The organism is Halomonas stenophila, from assembly GCF_014192275.1.
GTDB lineage: Bacteria > Pseudomonadota > Gammaproteobacteria > Pseudomonadales > Halomonadaceae > Halomonas > Halomonas stenophila.
In genome coordinates, this window is sequence record NZ_JACHXR010000016.1 from 34231 (window position 1) to 59924 (window position 25694).

The window sequence follows — 25694 nt, forward strand, 5'->3', positions numbered from 1 at the left end:
CGTTGGTCAGGACCGAGGCCGATGGCGACGTCGGCGGTATCGCCCCCTCGACAGTCGCAGGGTGCCCTTGCGAAGTCTACGCCACGCACCACCAAACAGCCTGGCAAACAGATCGGCCCGCAATCGGGCGTTGCGCTGCTCCAGGGCCCGAATTTTCGGATTCGGATTGTGGAATGCCATCGTCTCCTCCGCTGTCGCGAGCACACTACTAGATGTGTAGCATAGTGGCGCCGCGCATGCTTTTCATGGTGCATGAAAGTCAGGAATCGGCCTAGAACGGACGTTGAGAACACCCTGATATATATTGGACCGGGCCGTCAGCCGCCGCCGAAGGCGGCCGGTTGCACGACCCGGTTATACGGTATCCGTGATCTGGACCTCTGAATTACAGTGTCTCGTCATCCAAGGGCCCGCGCTCAGGCCTCAACGAATACAGAACGTCGTAGACCTCCCTGCGGACATCGACTGCCTCGTAGGCCTGAGGAATGCTTTTGGCAAGATCGGAGTCCTTGAATTGTGAGAGTGACTCGGCGCTATCGAAGAAATAGATTCCGCATACATCTCCTGTCTCTGGATCCCGTCCATACACTTTCTGAAGAAGTCCTGGCACCTCCTGAAAACGAGGGCGTCTCTCAAGGAGTCGTCGTTCAAACTCACTGCGCTCCAGGTCGGACTTGATGCGCACATATAGGATATTGGCCATTAGCGATCACCTCCAAAAGTTGAGTCTAGCCAGCCGTCTTGACCTGGCGGCGTCAGCATAATAGTGATTAGATCGCACGCTCTACTATGGAGTTGTCCTTCTGGCACGCTCAAGTCAATAAACGCGCACCCTTTCATCCATACCCCTTTGAGAATAACAGATACTAAGTCTAGCTTGGTTAGTATAACACTAATAAATTTGCCGGCACCAGTCTCCGGGAAATCTGCTAAGGGTCGTCAACCGACGACCCTTGTCATGAGCGTAGCCTAAACTTCCCCATCCGGCCACAAGCGAACCTCCAGCTCGAGCTGATTAACGTTGTCGCTCAGCCGCGCTTGGTTAGGCGCCCGCTTAATTAAGCCGAATCTCGCTCCCACACTATATTGTTCTTAGGCCTGTCAAAATAAGGGGCCAGCACGGAAAGTGCTGCAAAACTTTGCCCGTCTTCGAGTATAGGACCGTAAAGTGTATCAAGTGGAATGAATACTAGAACACCCTTACTCACTTCCCTCACTTCGCCACCAACTCTAAAGTCAACATTGCCCTCAATGATCATGAGTATCTCATCGTGGTGTTTCTGAGTGTGAAGTACATTTCCACTTTCACGAACCATGCCGACATTCGCAGTCAAATGCTTTCCATCAAAAACGAAAGCTCTTTTAATCTGATCATTTTTTGTCGATTCATCTGTTTCGAGCGACTCAACTATCTGACGGAGGTTTTTGAAAGTAAATCACTTTAGCTTCCTCCATTGACTGTTACTTGGGCGCCTAACGCCCGGCATCAGCGGCGGCGCGCAGTGCCGTCCGCCGCATGCCGTTGTTAGGTGCATATCCTCCTCTCAGACCGGCTTGATGTTCTGGTTCATCCGGAAGAAGTTCGTCGGGTCGTACTTCTTCTTGAGTTTCACGAGCTGCTTGTACGTCGCGCCGTAGGCGAAGGCGATGCGGTCGCTCTCGTCTTGCGTGAGGAAGTTGATGTACGCGCCGCCACTGGCGAACGGCTGAGACTTGGCGAAGAATTCGCGCGCCCAGGCGATACAGCGCTCGTCCTCGGCGGCCGACTCCCAGCGGCTGTGCACGTTCATCACGTAGTTGGCATCTCGGCTCGAGTAGGCCATCGCGTCAGGCGCTACGCGAGTCGTCTGGCCGCCGATCGTTCCTATGAAGATCTCGCCGTGCGGCGACGGCAACTTGCCGGCGTATTCGATGATGACGTCGATCGCGCTGTCGGTCAGCCGCGAGAAGTTATGCGACTTCCAATAGTTGCGCGCACCCGGCGTCAGGAGCGGATCGAAGGCCTGCTGCCAGGCGCTGTACGGCTGTACGGCGACGTGCTCGCCGTGCGCATTGCCAAACCCGCGCAGCGGCTCGATGAGCTTCTCGCCCTCCGTGGGGTCGCCCGCATAGCATAGGGCGAGGGCGACGATCTCTTTCCCGTGGACGTCCTCGGGCAGGAAGGGGAGCGGAGGCGCCTTGCGGGTGACCATCCAGACGTTGAGGTCGTCGGGCATCGTCTCGGTGAAGCGGGCGAACTGCGTGAGAACGGACTTCGCCTCGTCGAACGGGAAGACGATGAGCCCGCTCAGCACGTCCGGCCCGACGCGATGGAGCTGGAACTCGAAGCTGGTGACAATACCGAAGTTCCCACCGCCACCACGAAGCCCCCAGAAAAGGTCAGCGTTTTCCGTTGCGCTGGCGTGCACCTGACTGCCATCCGCCGTGACGACATCCGCGGAGAGCAGGTTGTCGACGGTCATGCCGTACTTTCGACTCAGCCAGCCGAAGCCGCCGCCGAGCGTCAGGCCGGCCACGCCCGTGGTAGAGTTGATGCCTAGAGGCGTGGCGAGGCCATGAGCCTGCGCGGCCGCGTCGACGTCGGCGAGGGTGCAGCCGGGCGCGACGGTCGCCCGACGGGTGTTAGGGTCCACCTGGACGCTTTTCATCAGCGAGAGGTCGATCATGAGGCCGTCGTCGCAGACGGCATTGCCCGCGATGTTGTGCCCGGCCCCTCGGATCGAGATGAGCAGGTTGTGCTTGCGTGCGAAATTGACGGCCTGGACGACATCTTCAGGCGACGCACAGCGGGCGATCAGCGCAGGTGTGCGGTCGATCATAGCGTTCCAGATCTGACGCGTCTCGTCGTAGCCCACGTCGCCAGCAAGAAGAACATCTCCCCCGATGTGCGCTTTGAACTCGTCGATCTTTGCTCTTCCTAACTCCTCCATGCCTGCCTCCTCAGTCATTAGACTGCAAGCTCGTTTATTGACTTGAACGCGCCGGCACGTTTAAATTAATGAGTACGCATTAACTCTTTATCTCAATCCTTTGATTTTATTATTAATTAAGTATAACCGGGCTGTATACACGGATGAACGTTCCGACAGCATTTTCCGGAGCATCGCTTTGGGTCGTCAACTACCGCACCAGCTCCATCAGCGTAGCTTGAAGTTCAGCATCCGGCCAGAAGCGGTCATTGAGATTCTCCTTATGTTTAACGCTTGCAGCACGCGCGAGCTTGGAATGGAGCCGAAGGCGCAATGGAAAGGGCGTTGCCGTGCCTGCACTGGTTAGCTAGCTACCTCATGCTTTCGGTCCTGCTTTGAGTTGATTGGACTCCCAAAGCCTGAAACTTGCACTACCGACAACAGACTCTCTCGCCTTTTTGAACGCCACAACAACGGTTTTCCCTTCCAACAAATGGTGAGCCAAAAATGTTTGGCAGAATTGTGATGCAATCGCACCATGTACGCTGTGGTAAGGACCAATAAAGTAGGAACATTGGGGAAAGGAAGAGACTTCCCCCCCGAACGACTTGTAGCCTGTTTTACAGCAAAGTGAGATGATAACTTTTCTGCTCCCTCCCCAAATTCGGATTACCTCCTCATTCAGTTTCTTTGCGGATATCCACTTATCCACACCAAACATAATGCCGTCCTGGCTACCGTGACCAATAAATACGACATGTGTGTAAGCACCATGATTTTGACGCCAAATGGTCTGTAGTTCAGCTAGTGAACGAACCCTCACGTGGCGTAGTACATCATCTGGTAGCAAGAGTCTTGCATATTGAAGAACAGATTTTGAAAGCGGGCCGATAAGCGCTTCTTCCGTTGCAAAGTCGCCGATACTGATAATGAGTAAACCAAGATTCTGATGAGCCAGCGAAATCCCAAAAAAATCTGAGACCACTTGACCTGGCAGGTTTACTTTTATGGATCTTTTATCGACATCTACAACTCGGGTCTCGTAAAACGCCGTTGGATGATCCTCTAGCTCTGGGAACTTGGAGCAAGGAACAAAAACTATATCCCCAATCGCTAAATTTCTTGCCACAGAATCACATCCTTTTTGTAGTTACTGGTATTAGGCGTGCGCTTGAAATTCCACTTGAACGCGCACGCGCGTTCAACAATGTTATGCTGCGCCCACGAACACATCTCATCCTATTGAAATTTCTAGGCTTTGTCCGAAAACTCGAATTTGCTAATGTCACCTATGCCTCAGCAGCATAGGTGACCCATGGCAGGACGCTACGAGATCTCCGACACCGGCTGGGCCCTCATCGAAGACATCGTCTCGCCGCCGCAGAGGACGGGCCGTCCCCGTCGCGACGACCGCCAGGTGTTGAACGGCATCTTCTGGATCCTCTGCTCGGGCGCCAAGTGGCGCGACCTGCCAGAGCGCTACGGCCCCTGGAAGACCGTTTATGACCGTTTCCGTCAGTGGCGCGATGACGGCACCTTCGAGGCAATTCTGGCGCGCCTCCAGCTTCGCCTGCGAGAGGATGGCCTGATGGATTTGGACACCTGGATGATCGATTCGACATCGATTCGCGCTACCCGGGCCGCCTCTGGAGGCGGCAAAAAGGGGGGCAGCAAGAACCCGTAGACCATGCCCTGGGGCGGAGTCGAGGCGGCCTGACAACCAAGATCCACATGGTCTGTGACCGGCATGGTTGGCCGCTGACCTTTACCCTGTCGCCGGGGCAGGACTCGGATACGCGGCACTTCATTCCTACCATGGAGGACGTTCATCTGCCTGGCCCCTCAGGCAGGCCACGCAAGCGTTGCCGCTTCATCGTGGCGGACAAGGGCTATGATAGCGACCCGCTTCGCCGCTACTGCGACCGATACCGGATGAAGCCCATCATTGCCAGGCGCAAGATGAAACGAAAACCGCGCCCCGGTGCTCCGAGGGGCTTTGACAAACCCAGGTATCGGGAGCGAAACATCATTGAGCGCTGCTTCGGTTGGATCAAAGAACTACGCCGGGTCTGCACCCGTTACGACAAGTTGGCCAGCAGCTTCCGGGCCATGGTATGCCTGGCGTGCATAGACCGTTGCCTACGTGCCGACTTTCCAGACAGAACCTAGACATTATGTATAGCTCGGCAGTATAACACAAATCCCCGAGCATGCTGCATATCCCCAATGAACGTGCTCGCTGCCTTTTCCGGCATAGCCGCTTAGGGTCCAGGCTGTGTGAAAACCCTTAGGCTCTCCTAGAGATGGCGTTTCTATGCGAAATCTGAAGTGGTTTTGCCATGCAGCCTCCTCAAAATTTGCGAGAGAGTACCAAGGTTGATCAATTTATGACCTCTGCGAAACGCTTCAAACGTTTCACAGAGCCTCGGTCGACAGCTGGCTAACGTCCTAAATCAGCATAGGCTAACATTCTTCATTCGGCCAGAAGCAGCCTTTCAGTGAGTGCTGATATAGTGCCCGGAACACACGCCGGTTTGGAGTCGCGAGTCGGCGGAAAAACAGTCGTCATGGTGCCGCTTGTTAAACACTTATTGCTTCTGCAACTTGCTTTCTTGAATTAAGTCCCTGAGCACAGATAGTTGACCGCGAGCCCAGCTAACATGTTGATCAGCGCTATGGTCATTCGTGATGTCATATCCGACTGCCGCACGAATGCTCCAACATGCAGAAGAAAGCTTTTCTAAGGTGTAAACATTCAGGTCGTGCTCAATAGCATCGAATTGAGTTTTTATCGCTTGAGTTGCAGCATAAATTGCTGCCCGTTCGAAACCATTGTCGGCCTCAGAAGCGAGATCAGTTAGCTCTTCAAGCCGATCTACCATCAAAAGTTGATCATTCATCGAACGCTCCTTGTGTGCGTAACGTGAAGCACAGCGGCGGCCATCGGCCGCGAACTGCTGCGTCTTGTTAAAAATCCTGACCAAGCTTCGCCCAATTTTGAGTGAAATAGGTTTGAATCCCCTCGCCTGGCTGGTACCGAGGATAGAGTTTTTGAAACTCGCCACGCGCAGAGCTATAGGAACTGTCGTCGATAACTGTGAGCGCCCGGGCCAAGAACAGCAAGGCTAGAGATGGAGCTCGAGATTCACCTTGGTTGCAGTGGATAATCAGCTTTTTCCCATCACCCCAATGCTTCTTTGCAAAACACAGAAAGTTGGAAAAGAGTGCTGACATAAAGAGCGGCACTGGTGGATCAATAATGTTTAGATACAGATCTGAACCTCGCTCCAAGACCAAATAGTTTGGATGAGAATTCGGAAGCTTTCCCGTGTACCCTACTGCTCGCTGATGACACGGACTTTTGCAAGCATGGACAACCGCTACTTCATTCGAGCCCGTCAAGCAGGACGTCGCATCGGCTACGAATACCCTCTCATATACTTCCTGCATGCTGACACCGTGTGTATTTTAATAGTGGTTAGATAGCCGGCACAAATATACAGATGAGCGCGCCGGCAGCATTTTACGAGAGGTCCGCAATGTGCCTTTAGCTGCTGCACCAGCTCTATCAGCATAGCCTGAAGTGGAGCTTACGGCCAGAAGCGGACAATCAAATCCCTAGAGCACTCCCAACAAGCATTGAAAACTTGTTGAGAGATATTTGATAGATACTGTGATGGAGTATATATCATACCCCTTCCGCTTCAGGGGGCTCACCAACGCTTCTTAGTAATGCAGAGTATTGTTCGCTATCTTCTTTTAGCTTTTCTATGATTTTTCGGGCCGCCAATTGCATCTCTGGAACTTCAACTGGCGTTGCTCCTCTTTCAAAGACCCCGCATAAATGTGAATATTCATTATTTATTCGATCGGCCAAAACAGCTGGAACACTATCATAACCAAAGAACAGATTGAGTGTTCTTTCACTCATTCCTTGATCTGGGTATTTGTAGTAAAGGTAAATTCCGAAAAACTTTCTCGCATTGTTGGCAAAATTGTAGAAGGTAATATAATTTGTGTCATCAACAGCCCCCATAGTTGCGCATTTATGAATCTGGTGGAAGAGGAAATTAAACTCTGTAACATATTCCTTGAGATAAGACGGCATAACTTGGACGGTGGATGTCCTATCCTGCCGAACAACCATGAAATAAGCTTTCTGAAAGCCGACATTTTTACCCGCCGAATCAATATACCCACCTTTCAATCGCTTCAAATACTTGAGAAAATCAAGATTGTGCGTTGATATAAACAGCTGTTCAAACCCTCCTTTAGCAACAACCTCCGCACTTATCAAGCTATATATAAAGAAAATATGATTGCCGTCCAATGATGAAATAGGGTCGTCAATCCAAATAATCGGATTTGAATCTCGCGTCTCAATATCATCTAGCTTTGCCAAGAAATAACAAAACGCCAAAAGGCTGCATTCTCCCTCGCTTAGGTGATAAGCTTTCTTTCCATCTCGTATAACTTCGAACCGAATGCGCTTTGAGCTTTCCGCATCCTTTTTGGATTCAAGTGTCAAAAACTTATGACCAAAGAAGTCATTAAGATATTCATTAACCTTTTTGGCGCCTTTTTCTTCATCATTTAACTCACGTTTTTTGGCACTAATTAATGCTTTCTTTTGAGTAATTTCCACGGAAATACGCGTCTTTTCGCTAGACGCTTTTTCCAGTTTATCTTTTAAGGCAGCTATAGAATCAAGCTTCGACTGGTAATCAATGATAATTAGATAATCTGCAACCTCTTTTAACCTTAGCGCTTTTCTGGCACTGGCTTGCTCGCTATTCAAAGAGCTACTGAACAAATCCGATTCATTGCAAAGAGTTTTGTAACCATCCCAAACAGCTTTCAATTCAGGTGAGAAATCAACAGGCTGAACGAATTCTTTAGCATTCAAAATATCGTTTTTCCTACTCGCTAGCTGCGCAATCAGTGCTTCTAAAGAACTTTGATACTCATTAACAGCCGACTCTAGCGCTGAGTTCAAATCGGAAAGTTGAGTATGAAATTTAGAATAGAAGCGTGACGGATTAATGGTCAAAGCTGTACTGACAGCTTTTTTCTCAGCCTCAATACGTTTAACCAAGGCATCAATGTCTTTTTCTAGTTGCTCAGACTCTTCATCAAAGTGTTTATCCAGTTTTGTCCAGCGTTCCTGCGAAATTGTATTGTCGCAAAAGGCGCATTTTTCATGCTTACCTCTGTGATGCGTGCGACCTTCATTTACCCAACGATTTAAAACGGCATCCTTTACTAACTCTTCAATCTTGTCAGATTCACTAATTTCCTTTTTGACTAACAACTCTGCTTCTTTAACAAAAATGGTAAAACTAAGGTTGGGCGATGTGAACTTGGGTGTGTCGGGGAGAGCTTTTTCTTCAATGAGTTTTTCGTGCTGTGCGATTTCCTCAGCAGTCAATGGTTGAAAGTCAGGCTTTTTAACCTCTGCCAAGTCATCTTCCAGCTTTGTGATTGTATAGTTTTGATCGCCAAAGCGCTCTGGCTTGTATTTTATGCCAATCTTTTTATTAGTTGCTTTATCACCTAATTGCCTTTTGAGGCTGTCGTTAGCTCTTTTGTGCGCTTGAAAAACCGCGGCATAGTCATCAAAAGCGGCTTTTTTTCCGAAAACAAACCACTTTCTTGGCCTTCATCACTTGAGCCTAACTCCGCTTCTATCTCTTCAATTTCTTTCTGAACCTTATTATTATAATCGCCAAGAATGGCAAATGGTTCTATGCTGTCATCTGGATTAGTGATAAAACGCAAGTTCTCTCTTATAAAATCCTCATTAAATACTCGTGAAATTTTTCCATGTGCTGCCAGATTCGATTGAGTTACCTCGGAGTTATCGGAGAACTTTAAGTTCAATGAAGGGGAGCCAAATTTGTCAGAAATATCACCCGTTTCTAAAGCACGAGCAATACGTGAAAGCGTTGTTTTTCCAGAATAGTTCCGCCCGTAGATAATATTTATATCAACAAAATTTTGAACGGAACCACCATTGTTCTTTACTTCATAATCCCAAGAAAAATCCTCAAAAACGCCGAGCTTCTTTATCCGTTGTATCTTTTTCAGCATACAGAGCCTCTCTGTAAACGGTATTTCCCATTTTCCGAACGTTGGGATCGGAGTAAAAATAAGACGTTAGCTTTGGGTCGTCAGCAGCCAAAAAAGCTCCATCAGCGTAGCCTAAGTTCAGCATCCGGCCAAGTGCAGACGCACATCGTGGGTTTAAATAACGACACTAGGAAAAATTGGTAAAGCCAGAGAGAGTCGGTGGTATTAGAATCTCTCTGGCTAGCCTTGCTAGGTAAAATCACCCCCTCTTCTAATCACCTTTCTTATGCTTATGAGGCTTAAGTGATGGCGTATTCCCGGGGGTGTTTTTGTTATCCCGTTGACGCCTGTCTGGCTTACCAGTTGATTCAGCGGTTCTTTTTGGACCTGGCTTTATTCCCATGACTTACTCCTTTATAGGCACTATTTTCCGATCCAAGAAGGGGCTACCAAACTTTCACGCGGGCGAAAAATCCTGCTGCTTGCCAGCAGTTCAGCTTTGGATCGGAAGCCATTCATCAGAATAGACCAAAATTCCGCATCAGGCCAAAAGCAGTCCTTTAGGCTGTCCTGATATAAAGACGGAATGAGCGGCGGTGCAGAGGGACCCGTTTTTGGTCACTTCCACCGCACTTGATAGGATTGTGAACGGCATTACCAACTATTAAATGGCAGAGGAGACACTTTCACCTCCACATTTCCGAGCCCAAACGAGTCCAGTAGCATCTTAATCGACGACTCACAACGATGCTGATTTGGATTTGGTCCTACTATGACTTCACGCAGAGCAGACACGGCTACGCCGGAAAGCATTTCGAGTTCTATGTAAGGAGCCAAATAGGAAGAACTCGCCCGAAACTGTACGAGTTCCCTTGGCTCCTTTGCTACGATGCGCCATTCTGATTCCTCATGGAACCCTTCATTCTTGAAGAGTGGCGCAAGCTTGGAAATCTCAGCACAAAGCCAATCAACTGCAGCATCAGCCTGCGGCTTGTCCGGTCCTTCCGACGTACTGAGTCTATAGTCGATATTTGCATTCACTCGACCTTTGGAGTTGAGCTTTTCATAGTCACTCCGTGCGAATGCAGGCTTTGGAAACCGCTCAAAGCATTGGGTCACGAGAGATTCAACTTGCTGAATCTGCTGGTCGTGCTCATAGATGCACTGCTCCAACCGATATCCTCTGGACTGGCAAAATTCTTCAAGACAGTCAAACTCGAAGCCCAAACACAGGCCAGCACCCGGTGGGCAATAGCCGCGCCACTGACTTCGGAGATCCGCCTTTTCGCTAAAGGACGCAACGTAAAGATCATCAGCGGAGACAGACTCAAGACCGTGCCGTATTGCCCATCCAAACGCCTCCAAGTAGTCGTCCTCCATAAGAATGCCTCCGGCCACCTGTTTCGCAAAATCAAGCCCGTGGAAGAACTCGCTCGCGTCGTTTAGATAATAGGCATGCGTCGCCCAGAGACTTCGGCTTCTAAGTACCCCAAGGATGCCGCCTAGGCTTGTGTAGTGAAAAAGTCTATTCATCTATTCTCGCTAACTCATGCATTTAACGGCCCGAGGAACGAGCGTCTTCCAGCCGTCGTGGGATAATTTAGTTTCATTTCCTTGTACTAGCATCCAGACAGAACTGCCGCATCTATAACCACTTTGGGGCGGCAGCTTGCCACTTCGACCAAAAGCTACCTTTCGTGAGTTCAGTATCGTCATGTCGTATGGGCATTAACCATATAAATCACGATCGGTATTCTAACTCACTAACTCCTGTAGAAAAGCCGTGAGCGCTTTCTTGGGATCATCCTCCTCTGAAACGATCATCTCGATTCCCCACTGTCCCAATACTTCCTGTGTCACGGGATTCGGTCTATTTGTGAAGACGTAAGACTTTGGCCTTGCAGAGGGCAGAACTGAGCGCCCCCACATTTCCGTCAATCGATAAAAAAGGAGTCGAATATTAATATCCGAGACACTGTATCCGATGAAGAGAACAGAATTTCCTAGGACGTCGTTGCTGAGCTTGATATCCAGCGGAGAGTCATAATTCAGTCGGTGAAAGTAACTGGTTTCGTCGAGTACGATTGAGTTTCCGTCATCGAAATCCCCGTGTAGTTTCACAATCTGACGCTGGCCCTCCGTTGCAGATACGAGGTCGGCAACGTTGGCGATTTTGTCAAATGGCACCTCGAACTTGTCGTGAGCCATTTCAAGCCATCGATCATAGTTGGTGGTGTAGATCCTTGAGAATCGTCCAAGAGTAATCAGTCGATGAATTTCGGACGTGGAGATGTCTGTAGTAGGCTTGTGCCATTCGCGATCCATCCAGCTTAGAAGCGGGCCCAAAGTACCTTTCTTTCTCTTGTAGTATTCGGCAAGCGCAAGCGGGGTACCATATGTGGAAAAGATCTTTGGGTCATAGCCCAACTCCAGTGCAATATGGGCGGTTAGCTCGCTCCAAGTAGGCAGACTAAGGTTGGCGGAAACCCCTGCGCCTACAAAAAGCATCAGTTTGCCGGCGCGATATGAATGTAGCAACTCGGCATCCATCTTATGTTCCCAAAGTTTTGAGGTATTCGGCGAATTGGTCGAGAGCTTTGCGACGCATAGAGATAGCGTCTTTGGCCGCCCCCATTTCAGCAAAGGTTTTGGTGTGACCGTTCGGGACGAAAACGCAGTCCCACTGGAAGTCCGTTGGACCAGCCGGTGCGAGAGGCACAGTTCCTTCAATGGAGCCGTAGAAAAAGCGGATCTCGCGCCCATCACAGTATCCGAGCACTGTTTTTGCGGTTACTGCGTCATCTCCGAGACCAGCTACAAGATCAACGAATCGATCTGCCTCCAGCTTGTCCCAAAAAATCTGGGTCAGCCCAGCTGGAAGCCCATTGAGACCGCTTAGGTAGAGCCCTGTATGTTCGACAAAAAGAGGGCGACCTATAACCTCAAATGCCTTGATTAATTTGTCCCGAACCAAGCGCTCGACGTCCTCGGTCTGTAACTCTTCAATTTTCCGCGACACAGGCACTACTTCCACCCCAACAGGGGTAAGAATTCGTTGCACCTCGTTGACCTTGTGCTGATTCCCGGACATGAATCGGATTTTCAATTTAGACCCTCTATGAAGGAGAACCGCTTGGCAACTTCGAATTGTTGGTAAATATCGCTGGCGGATAGTCCCTCGGTCATAGCCATAGCATCATCCTCTGCAAGGCCTCGCTGATGAATTGCTGGGTTGTCCGAGCAAATGACAAAGGGGACCTGGTGACGCCGAAACTCGGACAGAGGATGGGCCTCGTCGGCAGGAACCGCTCCGGTGAGCCTGTTGCTGATTGGGCATACTTCGATGCAGATTTCCTGACTCGCCAAGTAATCTAACAAGTGAGGATCTTTGCTAGCCGCTGTACCATGGCCAATTCGGTCTGCGCCAAACAATTCCACGGCTGCCCGAACGTTTTCCACGCGTCCGGTCTCACCGGCATGTATGGTGACTCCAAGCCCAAACCGGTCTTTTGCCTTTCGATACAGTGACGGCAATTCGCCTGGATACGCAATTTCTTCGTCACCAGCTAAATCCAGTCCCACCACATCGTGCGGCTCACCCAAGTTTTGATATGCCTGCAAAAGTGTAGACAGGGCAACCGAGCTGTAGTCGCCACGGCTCACAGTGAGAATCAATCCTAAACGTATACCAAATTGGTCAGACGCAACTCTGGACGACTCGATAAGGCGTTCCAGGGCCTGAGTAGGAGAGCAATTTTGCAAAGTCGCAAGGTACAAAACACTACTTCGGAGTTCCACAAAGCGCACATTGCTTTCCGAAAGACTAGCAAAGACCGCTAAGGTAAGGCGGTTCAAATTCTCGCGTTTTTTAGGAAAGAGACGCAAAACCTGCCAAGGGGTCAGGTATGACGCTAGTGACTGACATGGGGTGTGCCGCACTAGGTCACGCTCAATTACAAAACCGTACGGCAATTCAACCAATTCGTCGGCAAGGATGTCTCGAATTGTCGATACCGGGATCGCTCCGTTCATATGCACATGAAGTTCTCCGCGTTCCCGTTCACAAAGTTCTGCAGTCAAGCTCTGTCTTACCGCCTTATCCTCGATTGCGCCAATCTGCTTTGTTGCTGGTTCAATCTGCCACTGATTCAATTAATATCCTTAAACAGGCAGCCATGAATGTCGTGCCTAAAAGCCACTCTATGTACCAGTTGGACACGTAGTTCGTCCCCACTAGCTGTATCAGTATTATCTCAAGTCAAAGCTCGAAGGGAGGCGATTGACCAGCTCGTCCCAAATACAGGTGAGTAGTTATTTCGAAGAGCGTCCGACTTGTATCGCAGCAATTGAGCTGGGTGTTGCGGCAGATACTCCAAGCGATTCAGGTCGTGGATGTCAGCTTTGGGTCGTAAGAAGACAGGCCCCATCGGGAACGTTTCTGGACAAGACGGAATCTCGAGCGGGTGACAAACTGAGGATGCGGCGATGGTCGTTGTCATTATTTGTATTCCCTTCCCTGGTCACGGCTGTTCCTGCGTTTATTCACCCTAGCACAAGCTTCAGGTTAGTTCGGTCAATACCTGGTCGAGGGCCCTGGCCAGTACCGGGGCCAGGGGGATGGCGTTGCTGGCGTGGGCGATGCTGTCAGTGCTCCACACCTCCCCTACCCCGGCGGCCTCGATCACGTCCATGGCATTGCCGGCGAAGAGCGCATGGGTCAGCGCCACGTCCACCGAGGCCGCGCCGGCGGTGAGCAGGGCCTCGGCGGCGCGGGCGACGGTATGACCGGAACTCGCCACGTCGTCCATCAGCACCACCTGGCGGCCGGCCACCTCCAGCTCGGGCAGGGTGATTTCCACGTCGCGGTCGCCGTTGCGGGTCTTGTGGCACACGCCGAAGGCGAAGCCGGTCACCGCGGCGGCGCTCTGCACCCACTGCCGCGACTCGGCGTCGGGGCCGACCAGCAGCGGGTCGTCGCGTTTCTCGGCGATCAGCTCGGCGAGCCGCGGGGCCCCGGAGAGCGCGATGGCGTGCTTGAGGGGAATCGCCTGGTCGAGGCGCTCGATGCGGTGCAGGTGCGGGTCGACGGTGATCACGGCGTCGAACAGCTCGGCGAGGAAGTGGCCGATCAGCGGCTGGCTGACCACCTCGCCGGGATGGAAGGCGATGTCCTGGCGCATGTAGGCGAGATAGGGCGCCACCAGCACCAGGTGGCGCACGCCCTGCTCCCGGGCGTGGCGGGCGATCAGCAGCAGCTCGACGAGCTTGTCGTTGGGCCGGTCGAGGCTGCGGTAGACCACCAAAGTCTCGGGGAAGGCGTGGGCGTCGTGGAAGGGCAGCGTCAGGCGCAGCTCGTCGTCGGGGAAGTGGTGGCGCGCCACCGTCATGGCCTGGAGACCGGCGGCCTCGGCCAGGCCGGTGGCGGCGGTCGTCTCGTCGTCGCAATGCAGCAGCACGGGAGTCATCAGCATTCCACGTTGAGTCGGGTGATCTGGTCGGGCTGGCCGATGGCGAAGCCGGTATCGCGCTCGGTGGCCTGTCGGGAGAAGGTCAGCTCGTTGGGGTAGGCGGCGTAGACCCGGTACAGCAGTTGGCCGGTCTCCACCACATCGCCGATCCGCGCCAGCACGTCGATGCCGGCGCCGATGGCCCGGGGCGCCCCGGCGAGTCGGGCGATGCGCGCCAGTTGCAGGTTGTCGATGGCGGTCACCACCCCGCCGGAGCGAGCGGTCACTTCCACGCAGTGCGGCGCCAGCGGCGGATGTTCGGGGTCAAAGGGCTTGGCGCCTTGGGCCACGATGATGGCCTGCATCTTCTCCAGGGCGCGACCGGCATCGAGGATATCCCGGGCCAGCCCGAAGCCGTCGCCGCCGCGCACGTCCGGGTCGAACTCCAGCATCCGCCCGGCCAGGCGCAGGGCCTTCTGGCGCAGGTCCATGGGGGCGTTCGGGTGGTTGGTGAGCACTCGCATCACGTCCCGGGCCTCGAGCACGGGGCCGATGCCCCGCCCCACCGGCTGGCTGCCGTCGGTGATCACCACGTCCAGGGTCAGGCCCATGCGGCTGGCCACGAACTCGAACAGCTTGCGCAGCCGGCGGGCCTCGGGCATGGAGCGCACCTTGGCGTGGGGGCCGATGGGGATGTCGAGCAGCAGGTGGGTGGAGCCGGCGGCGACCTTCTTGGAGAGGATCGAGGCCACCATCTGCCCCGGCGAGTCCACCGAGAGCGGGCGCTCCACCGAGATCAGCACGTCATCGGCGGGCGAGAGCTGGCTGGTGCCGCCCCAGGCCAGGCAGCCCCGGTGAGTGCGCACCAACTGACCCAGTTCCTCGAAGGGCAGGTCGACGTTGGCCAGCACCTCCATGGTGTCGGCGGTCCCCGAGGGCGAGGTGATGGCCCGGGAGGAGGTCTTGGGGCACAGCAGGCCGTGGGCGGCGACGATCGGCACCACCAGCATCGAGGTGCGGTTGCCGGGGATGCCGCCGATGCAGTGCTTGTCGACCACCGGGTGCTCGTGCCAGTCGAGCCGGCGCCCCACCCGGCTCATGGCGTCGCTGAGGAAGAACACCTCCTCGCGGTCGAGCTCGTTGCGGTCGCAGGCCACCACGAAGGCGGTCAGCTCGATCTTCGAATAGCGCCGCTCGGCGATGTCCTGAATGATCCGGCGGAAGTCGTCCCGGGTCAGGCGCTCGCCGGCGATCTTGCGGTGCAGGGCGGGTATCGAGGGCGGCGGCTCGGCCTGCAGGATGCTGACCGGATGGCCCTCGGCCACCCCCAGGGTGGCGAAGGCATCCTCGGAGAGCCCCAGCTCCCCGCAGGCGACGATCGCGGCGTCGTCCACCACGTTGAGGGTGGCCAGGATGCGCTGGCCGTTGGCGCGCACCTCCACCTTGGCCAGCGCCTGGAAGCCCTCGGCCCGGTAGCGGTCGCACTCCCGGTGCATGTAGGCCACGTTCTCGCGGTAGGTATCGATGCCGACGCGTTTCAGCTTGAGCGGCGACAGGCGATCCTCGGTGGACGCGGCCTCGGCGGCGGGGGATCGGGTCATGGTGTCGTGCCTGCGAGGCGCCCCGGTGACACGGGTGTGTCACCCGGATGACGGATGGCTTCATCCTAGCAGCGCCCCGGGGGAGCGTCATTTGACGGGGCAAGGGCGGGAGCGGAAGCCCGCAACGCGAGATGCCCGCCCCCACGGGACGGGACGGGCGTCGTGGCGTTCGCTCGTTCGCGTGCTCGGGTCGCCGGGAAGTCGCACTGCTTGTCGCCGAAATGCCCCTCCTCGTCGGGACCGGGGGATGGATGGCTCCTCAGGTTTCCCGGTCGAGCAGGGCCTCGTCGAATGGATAGCGCGAGAGCTTCTCGATGCCGGTCTCGGTGACCAGCACCTCTTCCTCCAGCTTGACGCCGTCGGCGGCGCCGACCTCGCCGATGTAGCTTTCCACGGAGACGACCATGCCGGGCTCCAGGACGCCGTCCCTGGAGAAGCGGTCGAAGTCCATGTGGTGGGCGACCAGCGGCGTCTCGCCGTGCATGCCCACGCCGTGGATGATCGACGGGTAGCGCCGGTCGAGGAAGCGCTCGGGGATCGTCCAGGCCTGTTCGGCGATCTCGCGGTAGCGCATGCCCGGCGCGAGGATGCCCATGTTGTGGTGCACCTGGTCGTAGGCCATGCGGTACAGGCGCTTCTGGTAGGCGCTCGGCTTGCCGGGGCCGACGTGGAAGGTGCGCGAGAAGTCGGAGTAGTAGCCGTGGCAGCCGATGGTGTCGGTGTCCAGCGCCACCAGCTCGCCGGGGCGGATCACCCGGTCGCTCGCCTCGTTGAACCAGGGGTTGGTGCGCGGCCCCGAGGACAGCAGGCGGGTCTCGATGAACTCGCCGCCCTGCTTGATGATGTTGCCGTACAGGGTGGCGAAGAGGTCATTCTCGGTGACGCCCGGCTTGATGGCGGCCTCCACCTCGGCCACGGCGGCCTCGGCGCCGGCCATGGACTGGGCCAGGCAGGCGATCTCTTCCGGGGTCTTGATGCGCCGGCAGTGCAGGGTGTCCTGCATGCAGTCGAAGACCTCCAGGCCCTGGGCCTCCAGCGAGCGCGCCAGGTTCAGGGCACAGCGGTCGAGGCCGATCCTCCGGTTGCCGCGGCCATGCTCCTCCATCAGCTCGGCGATCTCGATGCCGAAGGGGTCGGAGGACAGGTTGTCGCGCTGGTTGACCGCGGACCACACCACCTTGGAGGTGCGCGACTCGTCGATGGTCTCCAGCCAGGTGGAGACGTGGGCGCTGCCCGGATACTCGAAGAGGATCACCGGGCCGTCGAGCGGCACGTACAGGTAGCGCGTGGAGTTGCGCAGGAAGTAGCCGAACATGTTGCGCGAACCGGTGGCGTAGCGCTGGTTGTAGGGGTCGAACAGCACCACGGCGGCATAGCCCTGCTCGGCCATCATCGCCCGCAGGCGCTGCAGGCGGCCGGCGCGCAGCCGCACGGGATCGAAGGCCGTGGGGATGCTGTCGCCGCAGGCCTGCGGGGCCGACGGCACCACCGGGATCCGCTCCGGTTCGTTGTCGGTCAGCTTCTCGAAATCCACGATGCTCATGTCAGGGTCCGGTCTCTCCATTATCGGCTATGGGGTATCCCGCAAAGGCAGGAGCGAAATACGTGGCGAAGGCGGATCAATCGGCCAGGGCGTCGCGGCGCTGCATGCCTTCCTCGCGCAGCCGCTCGTGCACCGGCGCCATGCGCCCGAAGATGCGCCGGGCCCGCTCGGGACGCCCGATGAAGCCCGGCTCCTTGGCGTAGGCGAAGATCACCGTGTGGCGCTCGCGGTCGCCCTCCACCAGGGTGACCCGGTGCAGCGAGTAGCGGCCGAAGAAGATCTGCAGGTCGCCGGGCTGGAGATCCAGGGACTTGAGCCGGGTGCGGTCGCCGTCGATGACCTGCTCCACGCCCTCGACGTTCTCGCCCTCGGGGCTGCGGATGCCCGGGGCATACTCGAAGCGACCGCCGCCGCGGGACTGGCGGGTCATCATGGTGACGATGAATTCGTTGGTGTCGTAGTGCCAGGGGTGCTGACAGCCCTCGCGCAGCACGTTGATCACCAGGTCGGCCAGCGGGTCGGCATAGGGGTGGATCTCCTCCATGCCCACCACCGTGGCGATGAAGCGCTGGAAGTCGGCGTTGCGGTAGACCCGGCGGATGATGGTGTCGTCGCCGATGCGGTCGCCGGCGACGAAGCCGTTGGTGCGGACGTCGAAGCGGTTCACCGGGTGGCTGGCCGGCTTCTCGGGATCGGCGGCGCTGTTGTAGGGGTTGGTCTCGGTCCGGTTGTAGTGGGCCTCCGGCGAGAGCCGCTCGGTCTCCCGCTCCAGGCGCGCCAGGGCCGCCTCGGGAACGAAGTTCTTGAGCACCACACAACCGTCCGCGTCCAGCTGGCGACGGCAGCGGTCGATCAGCTCGCGCCCCGCTGCGCCGTCGAGATCATCGAGAGGATAGCGGGCCAGGTCGATCAGGCCCTCGAGGGAGCTCGCCTCGTTCACCTCGGCTGCCGACTGCATGCGTTGCTGCCCCTGTGATTCTCAAGGATTCACTCGACAGGATAGTGAGCCGAGAATCATAATAAAAATGAATGATTGAGATGTGACCAATTTCAAAGGCTCATCAATAATGGATACCGCGCTGCTCCGTACCTTCGTCACCGTGGCCGAGTGCCAGGGCTTCAGTGCCGCCGGCAAGGTGCTGCATCGCACCCAGTCGGCGGTGAGCCTGCAGATCAAGCGGCTCGAGGAGCAGATGGGCCAGGCGATGTTCGAGCGCACCAGCCGCAGCGTGCTGCTCACCTCCCACGGGGAGCGGCTGCTGCCCTACGCCCGGCACATGCTCAAGCTGGAGGACGAGGCCCGGGAGGCCCTCGGCGAGGGGAGCCGCGGCGAGCTGATCCGCTTCGCCACCTCCGAGGAGCAGGCCAGCGCCTACCTCCCCGAGCTGATGCCCCGCTATGCCCGGCGCTTCCCCGATACCCGCCTGGAACTGCACTGCGACATGAGCGCCGCCCTGGTGCGCCAGTTCCAGGAGGGGCTGCTGGACGTGGTGCTGTCGATCCGCCACCTGCCCACCCGGTCCGGCCAGCTGCTGGGCTGGGAGCCGATGGTCTGGGTGGTGGCCGAGGACTGCCGGCCGGGCCAGTGGGAGACCCTGCCCCTGGCCCTCAACCCGGAGGGCTGCATCTTCCGGGCTCATGCGCTCGCGGCCCTGGGCCGCGAGGAACGCCGCTGGGAGGCGCGCTACGCCAGCCAGTCGCCCACCGGCATCAACCTGCCGGTGCAGGCGGGGCTGGCCATGACGGTGAAGACGCCGCGCAGCGTCCCGGCGGGCTGCCGGATCGTCGGCGAGGAAGAAGGGCTGCCGCCCCTGGGGCAGGTGGAGATCGAGCTGCATCGCCGCCCGGGCCATACCAGCGAGGCGCTGAACGCCTTCTGCGAGGAGCTCGAGCGCATCGTCACCCACAACGCGGACGTGGCCGCCCCGGCGCCGGGCGAGATGGCCGCCCCCTGACCCCGCGCCGCCGGCGCGGGGCCGGGCATGCGCTCAGTCGCGGCGGTAGGTGCCGATCAGGCGATTCATGCCGATCAGGTGGGGCTCGACCTGCTTGAGCAGCTCGCTCATCGAGATCCCCTCGGGCAGGGCCGTGGCCTTGTCCAGGGCCAGCACCCAGAAGTAGTAGTGGTGCAGGCCGTGGCCCGCGGGCGGCATGGGGCCCCCGTAGCCGTTGCGGCTGAAGTCGTTGCGCCCGCGGGTGCCCGCCGAGGTGGCCTCCTTCAGCGAGCTGTCGGCGGTCGGCAGGTTGTAGAGCACCCAGTGCACGAAGCCATAGCTGCCGTGCTGCACGAGGGGCGCATCGGGGTCATGGCAGATCACCGCGAAGCTCCTGGTTTCCTCCGGCGGGTTCGACCAGCTCAGCGGCGGCGAGAGGTCGTCCCCTTCGCCGGTGTACTTGATGGGGATCTCGCCCCCATCCCGGAAAGCGGCGCTTTCCACCTGCATCTTCGAGAAGGCGAAGGCCATGGGTTGGGTCCTCCCTGAAGGAACGGGTTGGCGATTTCAGCGTCGGCAACCGGTCGACGCCTGTCAACGACGCCGGGCCATGGCATGATGGCGGCGAGCCGAGTCTTCAACCGGAGGGAGAGGATGAAGCGACTGCTGATCGTGGCCCATGCGCCGTCTGCCAATACGCGGCGCCTGCGCGACGCCGCCCGGCGCGGGGCCGGCCACCCGGACATCGAGGGCGTCGAGGTGGTGGTCAAGGCGCCGCTGGAGGCCGGCCCCGAGGACGTGCTGGCCTGCGATGCCATCCTGCTCGGCACCACCGAGAACCTGGGCTACATGAGCGGCGCCCTGAAGGACTTCTTCGACCGCAGCTACTACCCGCTGCTGGAGGAGACCCAGGGCCTGCCCTGCGCGCTCTACATCCGCGCCGGGCATGACGGCACCGGCACCCGGCGCGCCGTGGAGGGTATCGTCACCGGCCTGCGCTGGAAGTGGGTGCAGGAGCCGCTGATATGCCGGGGAGAGTTCAAGACCGAATTCATGACGCAATGCGAGGAACTCGGGTTATCGATGGCCGCCAGCCTGGAGGCTGGCATCATTTGACACACACGTCAGCCAAGATGCACGGCGCTTGCCAGCCGGGAAAGGCCGTCATCGCCGACTGGACGCCCAGGCCCCCACCGCCCCCCTGCCACACCGTCATCGTCCCGCGAACAGACGGCGGTGGCATGATCGAGGCCGGCCCGGATGCGGCCGGCCTGGACACCACCGCCTTCCTCATGCCCCGGCTCCCGCGAGCAGCAGCCAACCGCCGTAGGCCACCAGTGCCAGGCCGAGCGCATCGGCCAGTCGCCGCCAGGGGGAGACCACCTTTTCCAGCAGGATGATCAGGGTGAGCAGGGCCATCCAGGCCAGGCTCATCACCCCACCGACGAACATCAGCGCCATCAGGACCCAGCAGCAGCCCGCGCAGTAGAGGCCGAGCCGGATACCGGCGCTCAGGGCACGCCGTCGGTTGGCTGGGAACCCCTCGGCGACCATGCCCAGTGGGCTGCGGCAACGGCGCAGGCAGGCATGCTTCCACGGCGTCCACTGGAAGGCCCCTGCGGCCAGCAGCAGCCCGCCAGGCACGCTGCCACCCAGTGCCTGGGAAGGCGTCAGCAGTCCCAGTGCCTGAAGTCCCCCCTGGGTGGCCGTGGCCAGGGCCGCGTAACCCGCCCAGGCGAGCAGGTAGCCGAGCGCAAACAGGTAGGGCAGCGCCCTTCCCGCGCGCCCCCGTGACCGTGCCGCGGCGAACATCAGGATGCCCGGCGCGGCACCCGGCAACATCATGCCGACCATCATCACCATCCACATGCTGAAGGTGGCCCAGGGCCGGAAGGGCATGGGGGCCTCCATGGCCGGCATGCCCCCGGCCATGCGGACCAGATACCACCAGCTCAAGACGGTCGCCAGGCCCAGGCAGGCGAGAAGCAGGGCGCGGTCGTGGCGTAGCGTCTGCAGGGAAATGGCGTGCATCTCGAATCCTCCCGGCCCTCACGCCGCCTGGTACTGGAACGGAGAATAGAAGGCGGTACGCCCGCCGAAGCTCCAGTCCAGGCCGTAGCCACGGTGTGAGACGTGGGTCGATTGCGCCACCGTCCCGGTGTTGCCCGGCGCCACCGCGACCGGATGGCCGCTGATGGTGACCTCCTCGCCGTTCTGTCCCTCGATGGCATCCAGCGAGGCGGCGGCGACCTCGCCCACCTCGAGGCGGTGCTGTCGCCCCTCGATGTCATAGCGCATCGGCACCGACTCGACCCCCAGGATCTCGCCGACGAAGCCGGCCAGGGTGGCGGGATGCCCACCGGCGGACCCGCCGAAGATCTGCACCAGGGCGTCGTGCTGTTGCTGGCTGGCACCGGCGTCGATGTAGACCACCACCCTCCAGTCGCCGGCGGTCATGTTCCCCGGGGCATGCAGGGCCATGGCCAGGTTCAGTCCGTCGAGAGAAAGCTCGTCCATGCTGCCCTGATCGATATGCCATGCCACCAGGGCGTCGCAGCTGCCTTCCGTGGGATCCCTGCCGAACAGGCAGGGACACGCGCCCTTGCAGGTGCAGGCCTCGAAGTAGGTGCCTTCGACTCGCCATTGCGTGGTCATGATCGCGCCTCCTCATTCGTCTCTGGATGGACGACATCAAGGGATGTCGTACCTTCACTAATAGCGCCTTGCCGGGAGACGCACCCGAGAAGACGATGAGAATTTCGTGAGAATCGACGTACGGCGACGGCGTGGTGAGCTTGCGTTAGGCTGACAAGGTGTCACGCCACGCGGGACGGACCGATGGCAAGCCTGGAACGATCGAGCCCGGGCCCGACCGGTACGCTGGCAGGCCGGGCAGTGGAGCTCGGGCAACTGGCGACCCTGCTGGACGAGACGGGGCCGACGGTGATGTGGGTCCATGGGGTCGCGGGTATCGGTAAGAGCGCCCTTCTGAGCCATTTCGTTCATGACGCCGAACGCGCCGGCGCCCGCTGCCTGTTCCTGGACGGCTGGGAGGTCGAGCCGACGCCCGAAGGCTTCCTGGCGGCCTTGGGTGAGGCGGCGCAGATCCGCCTCGACGCGCCGCAGCAGCTGGCCGAGCTGATGGAGGGACGGGCGCATCCGCCGCTGGTCATCGCCGTGGACGCCGTCGAGGCGCTGCGCCTGCTGGATACGTGGCTGCGCTCTTCCCTGGTGCCGCAGTTGCCCGATGGCGTACGCCTACTGCTCAGCGGGCGTCATCGGCCGGCCACGGGCTGGCTCGGCGGGCCGTCGGGGCGCGAGCTACGCGTGCTGCCGCTGGGTCCCCTGGGCATGCCCGAGGCGGTGCGGTTGCTGGAAAGCCGGGGCTTTCCCGGTACCCAGGCGACGGCCCTGGCCAGGCGGCTGCACGGTACCCCCCTGGCGATCCAACTGGCCGCCGCCACCCTGCCCGCACGCCCCGACTTCCGGCTGCCCGACGCATCCTTGCAGCACATCATGGACGAACTCTCCGACCTCTACCTGGCGGACATCACGGATCCGCTCCAGCGGCGTCTGCTGGAGGGGGCCAGCGTGGTGCGCCGCGTCACCGAACCGCTGTTGCAGGCCATGTTTCCGGAGGCCTCGCCCGCCGACGCCTATACCCGCCTGCGGACGCTCGACCTCGTCGAGGCCCTGCCGGACGGGCTGGGCCTGCATGAGGTGGTGCGCGAGGCGCTGGAGCGGCGTCTCCTCGCCCGCGACCCGCAGCGTCACGGCCGTTATCGGCGCTGCGCCTGGCAGGCCCTGGTGGCACAGACCACCGGATCGGGGCGCAGTGAGCTGTGGCGCTACACCGCCGATCTCCTCTATCTGGTCGAGAACCCCGTCGTGCGTGAGGCCTTCTTTCCTTCCAGTCGCCCCGAGCTGGTGGCGGAACCGGCACACCCGGATGATGCGACCGCCCTGCGGGACATCCTCCACCGCCATGAAGGCCCGGAGGGAGCGCGCGCCCTGTGGCGCTGGTGGCAGGCGATGCCCGAGGCCTTCTTCGTGGTGCGCGATGCCGACGGACAATGCCAGGGCTTCTGTTGCCGTTTCGATCCGCAGCAGGCGCCACCAGACTGCCTGGCCGAGGATCCGGTCACCGCGGCCTGGTGCCAGGCGCTGAAGGCCTCGCCCCTGCCCGAGGGGCAGCGGGCACTGTTCGTTCGCCGCTGGCTGGGACACGACGACGGCGAACGCCCGGGCGAGGTCCAGGCCGCCTGCTGGCTGGCCCTCAAGCGCGATTACATGGAGATGCGCCCGGCGCTGCGTCGCGTCTACCTGGTGCTTGCCGATCTTGCCCCCTATGCGGCGGTCGCCGAGAGGCTGGGGTTCCAGCCACTGCCACACCACGGCGTGACCCTGGAGGGTCGCGAGCACTCCACGGCGGTACTCGATTTCGGCCCCCGCTCGGTGGATGGCTGGCTGGCTCGGCTGGCCGCCGCGGAACTGGGGCTACAAGGTGACGCCGTGTGGCTGGATCGACAGGCGCATGAACTGATCCACCATGACCGACGCCTTGCCCTGACGCCGCTGGAATTCGGGGTACTCGCCTGCCTGACGGACCACGAGGGCGAGGCAGTATCCCGCGAGCGGCTGCTGAAGGAGGTATGGGGTAGCGACTACACGGGCTGGAGCAACAAGGTGGATGCCGTGGTGGTGGGGCTGCGGCGCAAGCTGGGGGAGGAGGCGGGCTGCCTCGAGACGGTGACCGGGGTCGGCTATCGCTATCGCCGCGCCGGTAATGGCCAGGCCGAGCGGGCATGAGCCTGGCGCCCGAGAGGCGTCGGGAACCTCCCGCGCCGCGGGGCGCGATGGCGGCATCCTGCAAGGGTCGCGGCTATGCTGAGGCTATCGACGACCGGCGGGCCGTCGACCACACAGGAGGTGCGCCATGCAATTCCACCGGACGGCGTCGCTGCGCGCCATGCCCCCTTCACGCCCCAGGCTTTGCTCTGCCCTGCTCCTGCTGGTCGCCCTGGCGGGCCCCCCCGCATTCGCCCAGGACGACGTCTCGACCACCGTCATCGCCACCGCGAGCCCCGCCGGGGTCTACCACGCCACGGGGCGTACCCTGTGCCGACTGCTCGATGCCCCCTGCGAGGCGCGTACCAGCGATGGCTCCGCCGCCAACCTCAAGGCGGTGCGCGCCGGCGAGGTGACCGTCGCCCTGGCCCAGTCGGACCTCCAGCACTACGCCGTCACCGGCACCCAGGGCTTCGCGGACGCGGGACCGGACCCCAGCCTGCGGGCCGTGATGTCGCTGCACGGCGAACCCTTCACCCTGGTGGTGCGCCGCGACAGCGGCATCGACGGTTTCGGGGACCTCGCCGGCCACGCGGTGAACGTCGGCAATCCCGGCTCCGGCCAGCGCGGCACCATGATGACGCTGCTCGAGGCCTGGGGCTGGACCCTCGACGACTTCCGGCCCGCCTTCGAGCTGCCCGCCGACCAGCAGTCGCTGGAACTCTGCCACGGCAACATCGACGCCATGGTCTACACCGTGGGCCACCCCAACCCCTCCATCGAGCAGGCCGTGCGGCTGTGCGATGCGCGCCTGGTCGACGTGACCGGCCCGGCAGTCGATCGCCTGGTGGCCGAGACCCCCTACCTCGCCCGCGCCACCATTCCCGCCGGGCTCTACGGCGACGACCAGCCGGCGGTCGAGACCTTCGGGGTCCGCGCCACCCTGGTGGCCTCGGCGGACACCGACCCCCAGGCCGTCCATGCCCTCGTCGCCGCGGTCTTCGACGACCTCGAGGCCTTCAAGTCCCGCCATCCCGCCTACTCCGACCTGACGCCGGAACGCATGATCGCCGAGGGCCTCTCCGCCCCGCTGCACGAGGGCGCGAAGCGCTACTACCGGGAGCAGGGATGGCTCGCGGACGCGCCCGAGGCCGACCCGGCGGGCGAGACCGGGGAAGCCGACGGGCCGGATACGCCGCCCGTCGAATCCGAGGAGCCGAGTGAGCCGAGTGAGCCGCCCACCGAGCCCGACAGCTGAGCCCGACAGCTGAGGTCACCGACGACAACGGCACCCTACGGGGTGCCGTTGTCGTGCGGGGTGGAACGTCTCCTGCCGAGGGGAGGCGCCACCTTTGTCTAACCCTGACCGCTTGACGCTAGTATATCTTTTGCCTATTGATGTA

At 59.3% G+C, this 25694-nt stretch carries 22 protein-coding genes; 5 read left to right on the top strand and 17 right to left on the bottom strand.

What is annotated here, in order from left to right; all coding sequences use genetic code 11:
- Positions 1–385: 385 nt before the first annotated feature.
- The 3 genes from FHR97_RS20770 to FHR97_RS18495 form a co-directional block, all read right to left on the bottom strand.
- Positions 386–703, bottom strand: coding sequence for a YdhR family protein (locus FHR97_RS20770; RefSeq protein ID WP_183385274.1), 318 nt, complete (start codon positions 701–703; stop codon positions 386–388).
- 841 nt (positions 704–1544) lie between these two features.
- A complete protein-coding gene (locus tag FHR97_RS18490) occupies positions 1545–2930 on the bottom strand; it encodes an FAD-binding oxidoreductase (RefSeq protein WP_183385275.1) in 1386 nt (461 codons plus the stop codon).
- A 355-nt stretch (positions 2931–3285) separates the two neighbouring features.
- The gene (locus tag FHR97_RS18495) at positions 3286–4038 is read right to left on the bottom strand and encodes a hypothetical protein (protein WP_183385276.1); all 753 of its coding nucleotides are present in this window, start codon (positions 4036–4038) and stop codon (positions 3286–3288) included.
- Positions 4039–4224: 186 nt separating this feature from the next.
- Between FHR97_RS18495 and FHR97_RS18500 the strand changes: the two genes are divergently transcribed.
- Positions 4225–5078, top strand: a protein-coding gene (locus FHR97_RS18500; protein WP_183385277.1) for an IS5 family transposase whose coding sequence is annotated in 2 segments (ribosomal slippage) — positions 4225–4579 and positions 4579–5078 — 855 coding nt in all. Because the reading frame shifts where the segments join, the coding sequence is not laid out codon by codon here.
- Positions 5079–5497: 419 nt separating this feature from the next.
- Here the strand turns inward: FHR97_RS18500 and FHR97_RS18505 are convergent.
- The 11 genes from FHR97_RS18505 to FHR97_RS18550 all read right to left on the bottom strand — a co-directional run bounded on the left by FHR97_RS18505 (position 5498) and on the right by FHR97_RS18550 (position 18527).
- The gene (locus tag FHR97_RS18505) at positions 5498–5809 is read right to left on the bottom strand and encodes a hypothetical protein (RefSeq protein WP_183385278.1); all 312 of its coding nucleotides are present in this window, start codon (positions 5807–5809) and stop codon (positions 5498–5500) included.
- Between the two features lie 788 nt (positions 5810–6597).
- A complete protein-coding gene (locus FHR97_RS18510; protein ID WP_425486106.1) occupies positions 6598–8439 on the bottom strand; it encodes an AAA family ATPase in 1842 nt (613 codons plus the stop codon).
- A gap of 23 nt (positions 8440–8462) precedes the next feature.
- Positions 8463–8999 carry an AAA family ATPase gene (locus FHR97_RS20570; protein ID WP_221187867.1) on the bottom strand — a complete coding sequence of 179 codons (537 nt, stop codon included), beginning with the start codon at positions 8997–8999 and terminating at the stop codon, positions 8463–8465.
- Positions 9000–9632: 633 nt separating this feature from the next.
- Entirely contained in the window at positions 9633–10511 is an 879-nt protein-coding gene (locus FHR97_RS18515; RefSeq protein WP_183385279.1) for a DUF2971 domain-containing protein, read from the bottom strand.
- Positions 10512–10733: 222 nt separating this feature from the next.
- A complete protein-coding gene (locus FHR97_RS18520; RefSeq protein WP_183385280.1) occupies positions 10734–11528 on the bottom strand; it encodes an SIR2 family protein in 795 nt (264 codons plus the stop codon).
- 1 nt (position 11529) lies between these two features.
- Positions 11530–12069, bottom strand: coding sequence for a non-canonical purine NTP pyrophosphatase (locus FHR97_RS18525; protein WP_246404126.1), 540 nt, complete (start codon positions 12067–12069; stop codon positions 11530–11532).
- Between the two features lie 11 nt (positions 12070–12080).
- Positions 12081–13130 (bottom strand): adenosine deaminase family protein, encoded by a 1050-nt coding sequence (locus FHR97_RS18530; RefSeq protein ID WP_183385282.1) that lies wholly within the window; start codon positions 13128–13130, stop codon positions 12081–12083.
- Positions 13131–13537: 407 nt separating this feature from the next.
- On the bottom strand, positions 13538–14443 hold the full coding sequence (locus FHR97_RS18535; RefSeq protein WP_183385283.1) for a ribose-phosphate diphosphokinase: 906 nt from the start codon (positions 14441–14443) through the stop codon (positions 13538–13540).
- Positions 14443–16026 carry a thymidine phosphorylase family protein gene (locus FHR97_RS18540; RefSeq protein ID WP_183385284.1) on the bottom strand — a complete coding sequence of 528 codons (1584 nt, stop codon included), beginning with the start codon at positions 16024–16026 and terminating at the stop codon, positions 14443–14445. The genes FHR97_RS18535 and FHR97_RS18540 overlap by 1 nt, the downstream gene beginning before the upstream one ends.
- Before the next feature lie 259 nt (positions 16027–16285).
- On the bottom strand, positions 16286–17569 hold the full coding sequence (locus tag FHR97_RS18545) for a M24 family metallopeptidase (RefSeq protein ID WP_183385285.1): 1284 nt from the start codon (positions 17567–17569) through the stop codon (positions 16286–16288).
- A 76-nt stretch (positions 17570–17645) separates the two neighbouring features.
- Positions 17646–18527, bottom strand: a complete 882-nt coding sequence (locus FHR97_RS18550) for a HalD/BesD family halogenase (protein ID WP_183385286.1) — start codon at positions 18525–18527, stop codon at positions 17646–17648.
- An 82-nt stretch (positions 18528–18609) separates the two neighbouring features.
- Here FHR97_RS18550 and FHR97_RS18555 point away from each other — a divergent pair, with 82 nt between their 5' ends.
- Positions 18610–19524, top strand: coding sequence for a LysR family transcriptional regulator (locus tag FHR97_RS18555; protein WP_343065632.1), 915 nt, complete (start codon positions 18610–18612; stop codon positions 19522–19524).
- Between the two features lie 33 nt (positions 19525–19557).
- On the opposite strand, the gene FHR97_RS18560 is transcribed toward FHR97_RS18555, so the two are convergent.
- The gene (locus tag FHR97_RS18560; RefSeq protein WP_183385287.1) at positions 19558–20034 is read right to left on the bottom strand and encodes a YbhB/YbcL family Raf kinase inhibitor-like protein; all 477 of its coding nucleotides are present in this window, start codon (positions 20032–20034) and stop codon (positions 19558–19560) included.
- Positions 20035–20157: 123 nt separating this feature from the next.
- Between FHR97_RS18560 and FHR97_RS18565 the strand changes: the two genes are divergently transcribed.
- Complete coding sequence (locus FHR97_RS18565; protein ID WP_183385288.1) at positions 20158–20619, top strand: flavodoxin family protein; 462 nt, start codon at positions 20158–20160, stop codon at positions 20617–20619.
- A gap of 174 nt (positions 20620–20793) precedes the next feature.
- On the opposite strand, the gene FHR97_RS18570 is transcribed toward FHR97_RS18565, so the two are convergent.
- On the bottom strand, positions 20794–21534 hold the full coding sequence (locus tag FHR97_RS18570) for a DUF2182 domain-containing protein (protein ID WP_183385289.1): 741 nt from the start codon (positions 21532–21534) through the stop codon (positions 20794–20796).
- Between the two features lie 18 nt (positions 21535–21552).
- Positions 21553–22158 (bottom strand): DUF1326 domain-containing protein, encoded by a 606-nt coding sequence (locus FHR97_RS18575; RefSeq protein ID WP_183385290.1) that lies wholly within the window; start codon positions 22156–22158, stop codon positions 21553–21555.
- Positions 22159–22341: 183 nt separating this feature from the next.
- Here FHR97_RS18575 and FHR97_RS18580 point away from each other — a divergent pair, with 183 nt between their 5' ends.
- Both FHR97_RS18580 and FHR97_RS18585 read left to right on the top strand, forming a co-directional pair.
- Positions 22342–24312, top strand: a complete 1971-nt coding sequence (locus tag FHR97_RS18580; protein ID WP_183385291.1) for a winged helix-turn-helix domain-containing protein — start codon at positions 22342–22344, stop codon at positions 24310–24312.
- Between the two features lie 127 nt (positions 24313–24439).
- Positions 24440–25549, top strand: a complete 1110-nt coding sequence (locus FHR97_RS18585; protein WP_221187868.1) for a TAXI family TRAP transporter solute-binding subunit — start codon at positions 24440–24442, stop codon at positions 25547–25549.
- Positions 25550–25694 lie beyond the last annotated feature (145 nt).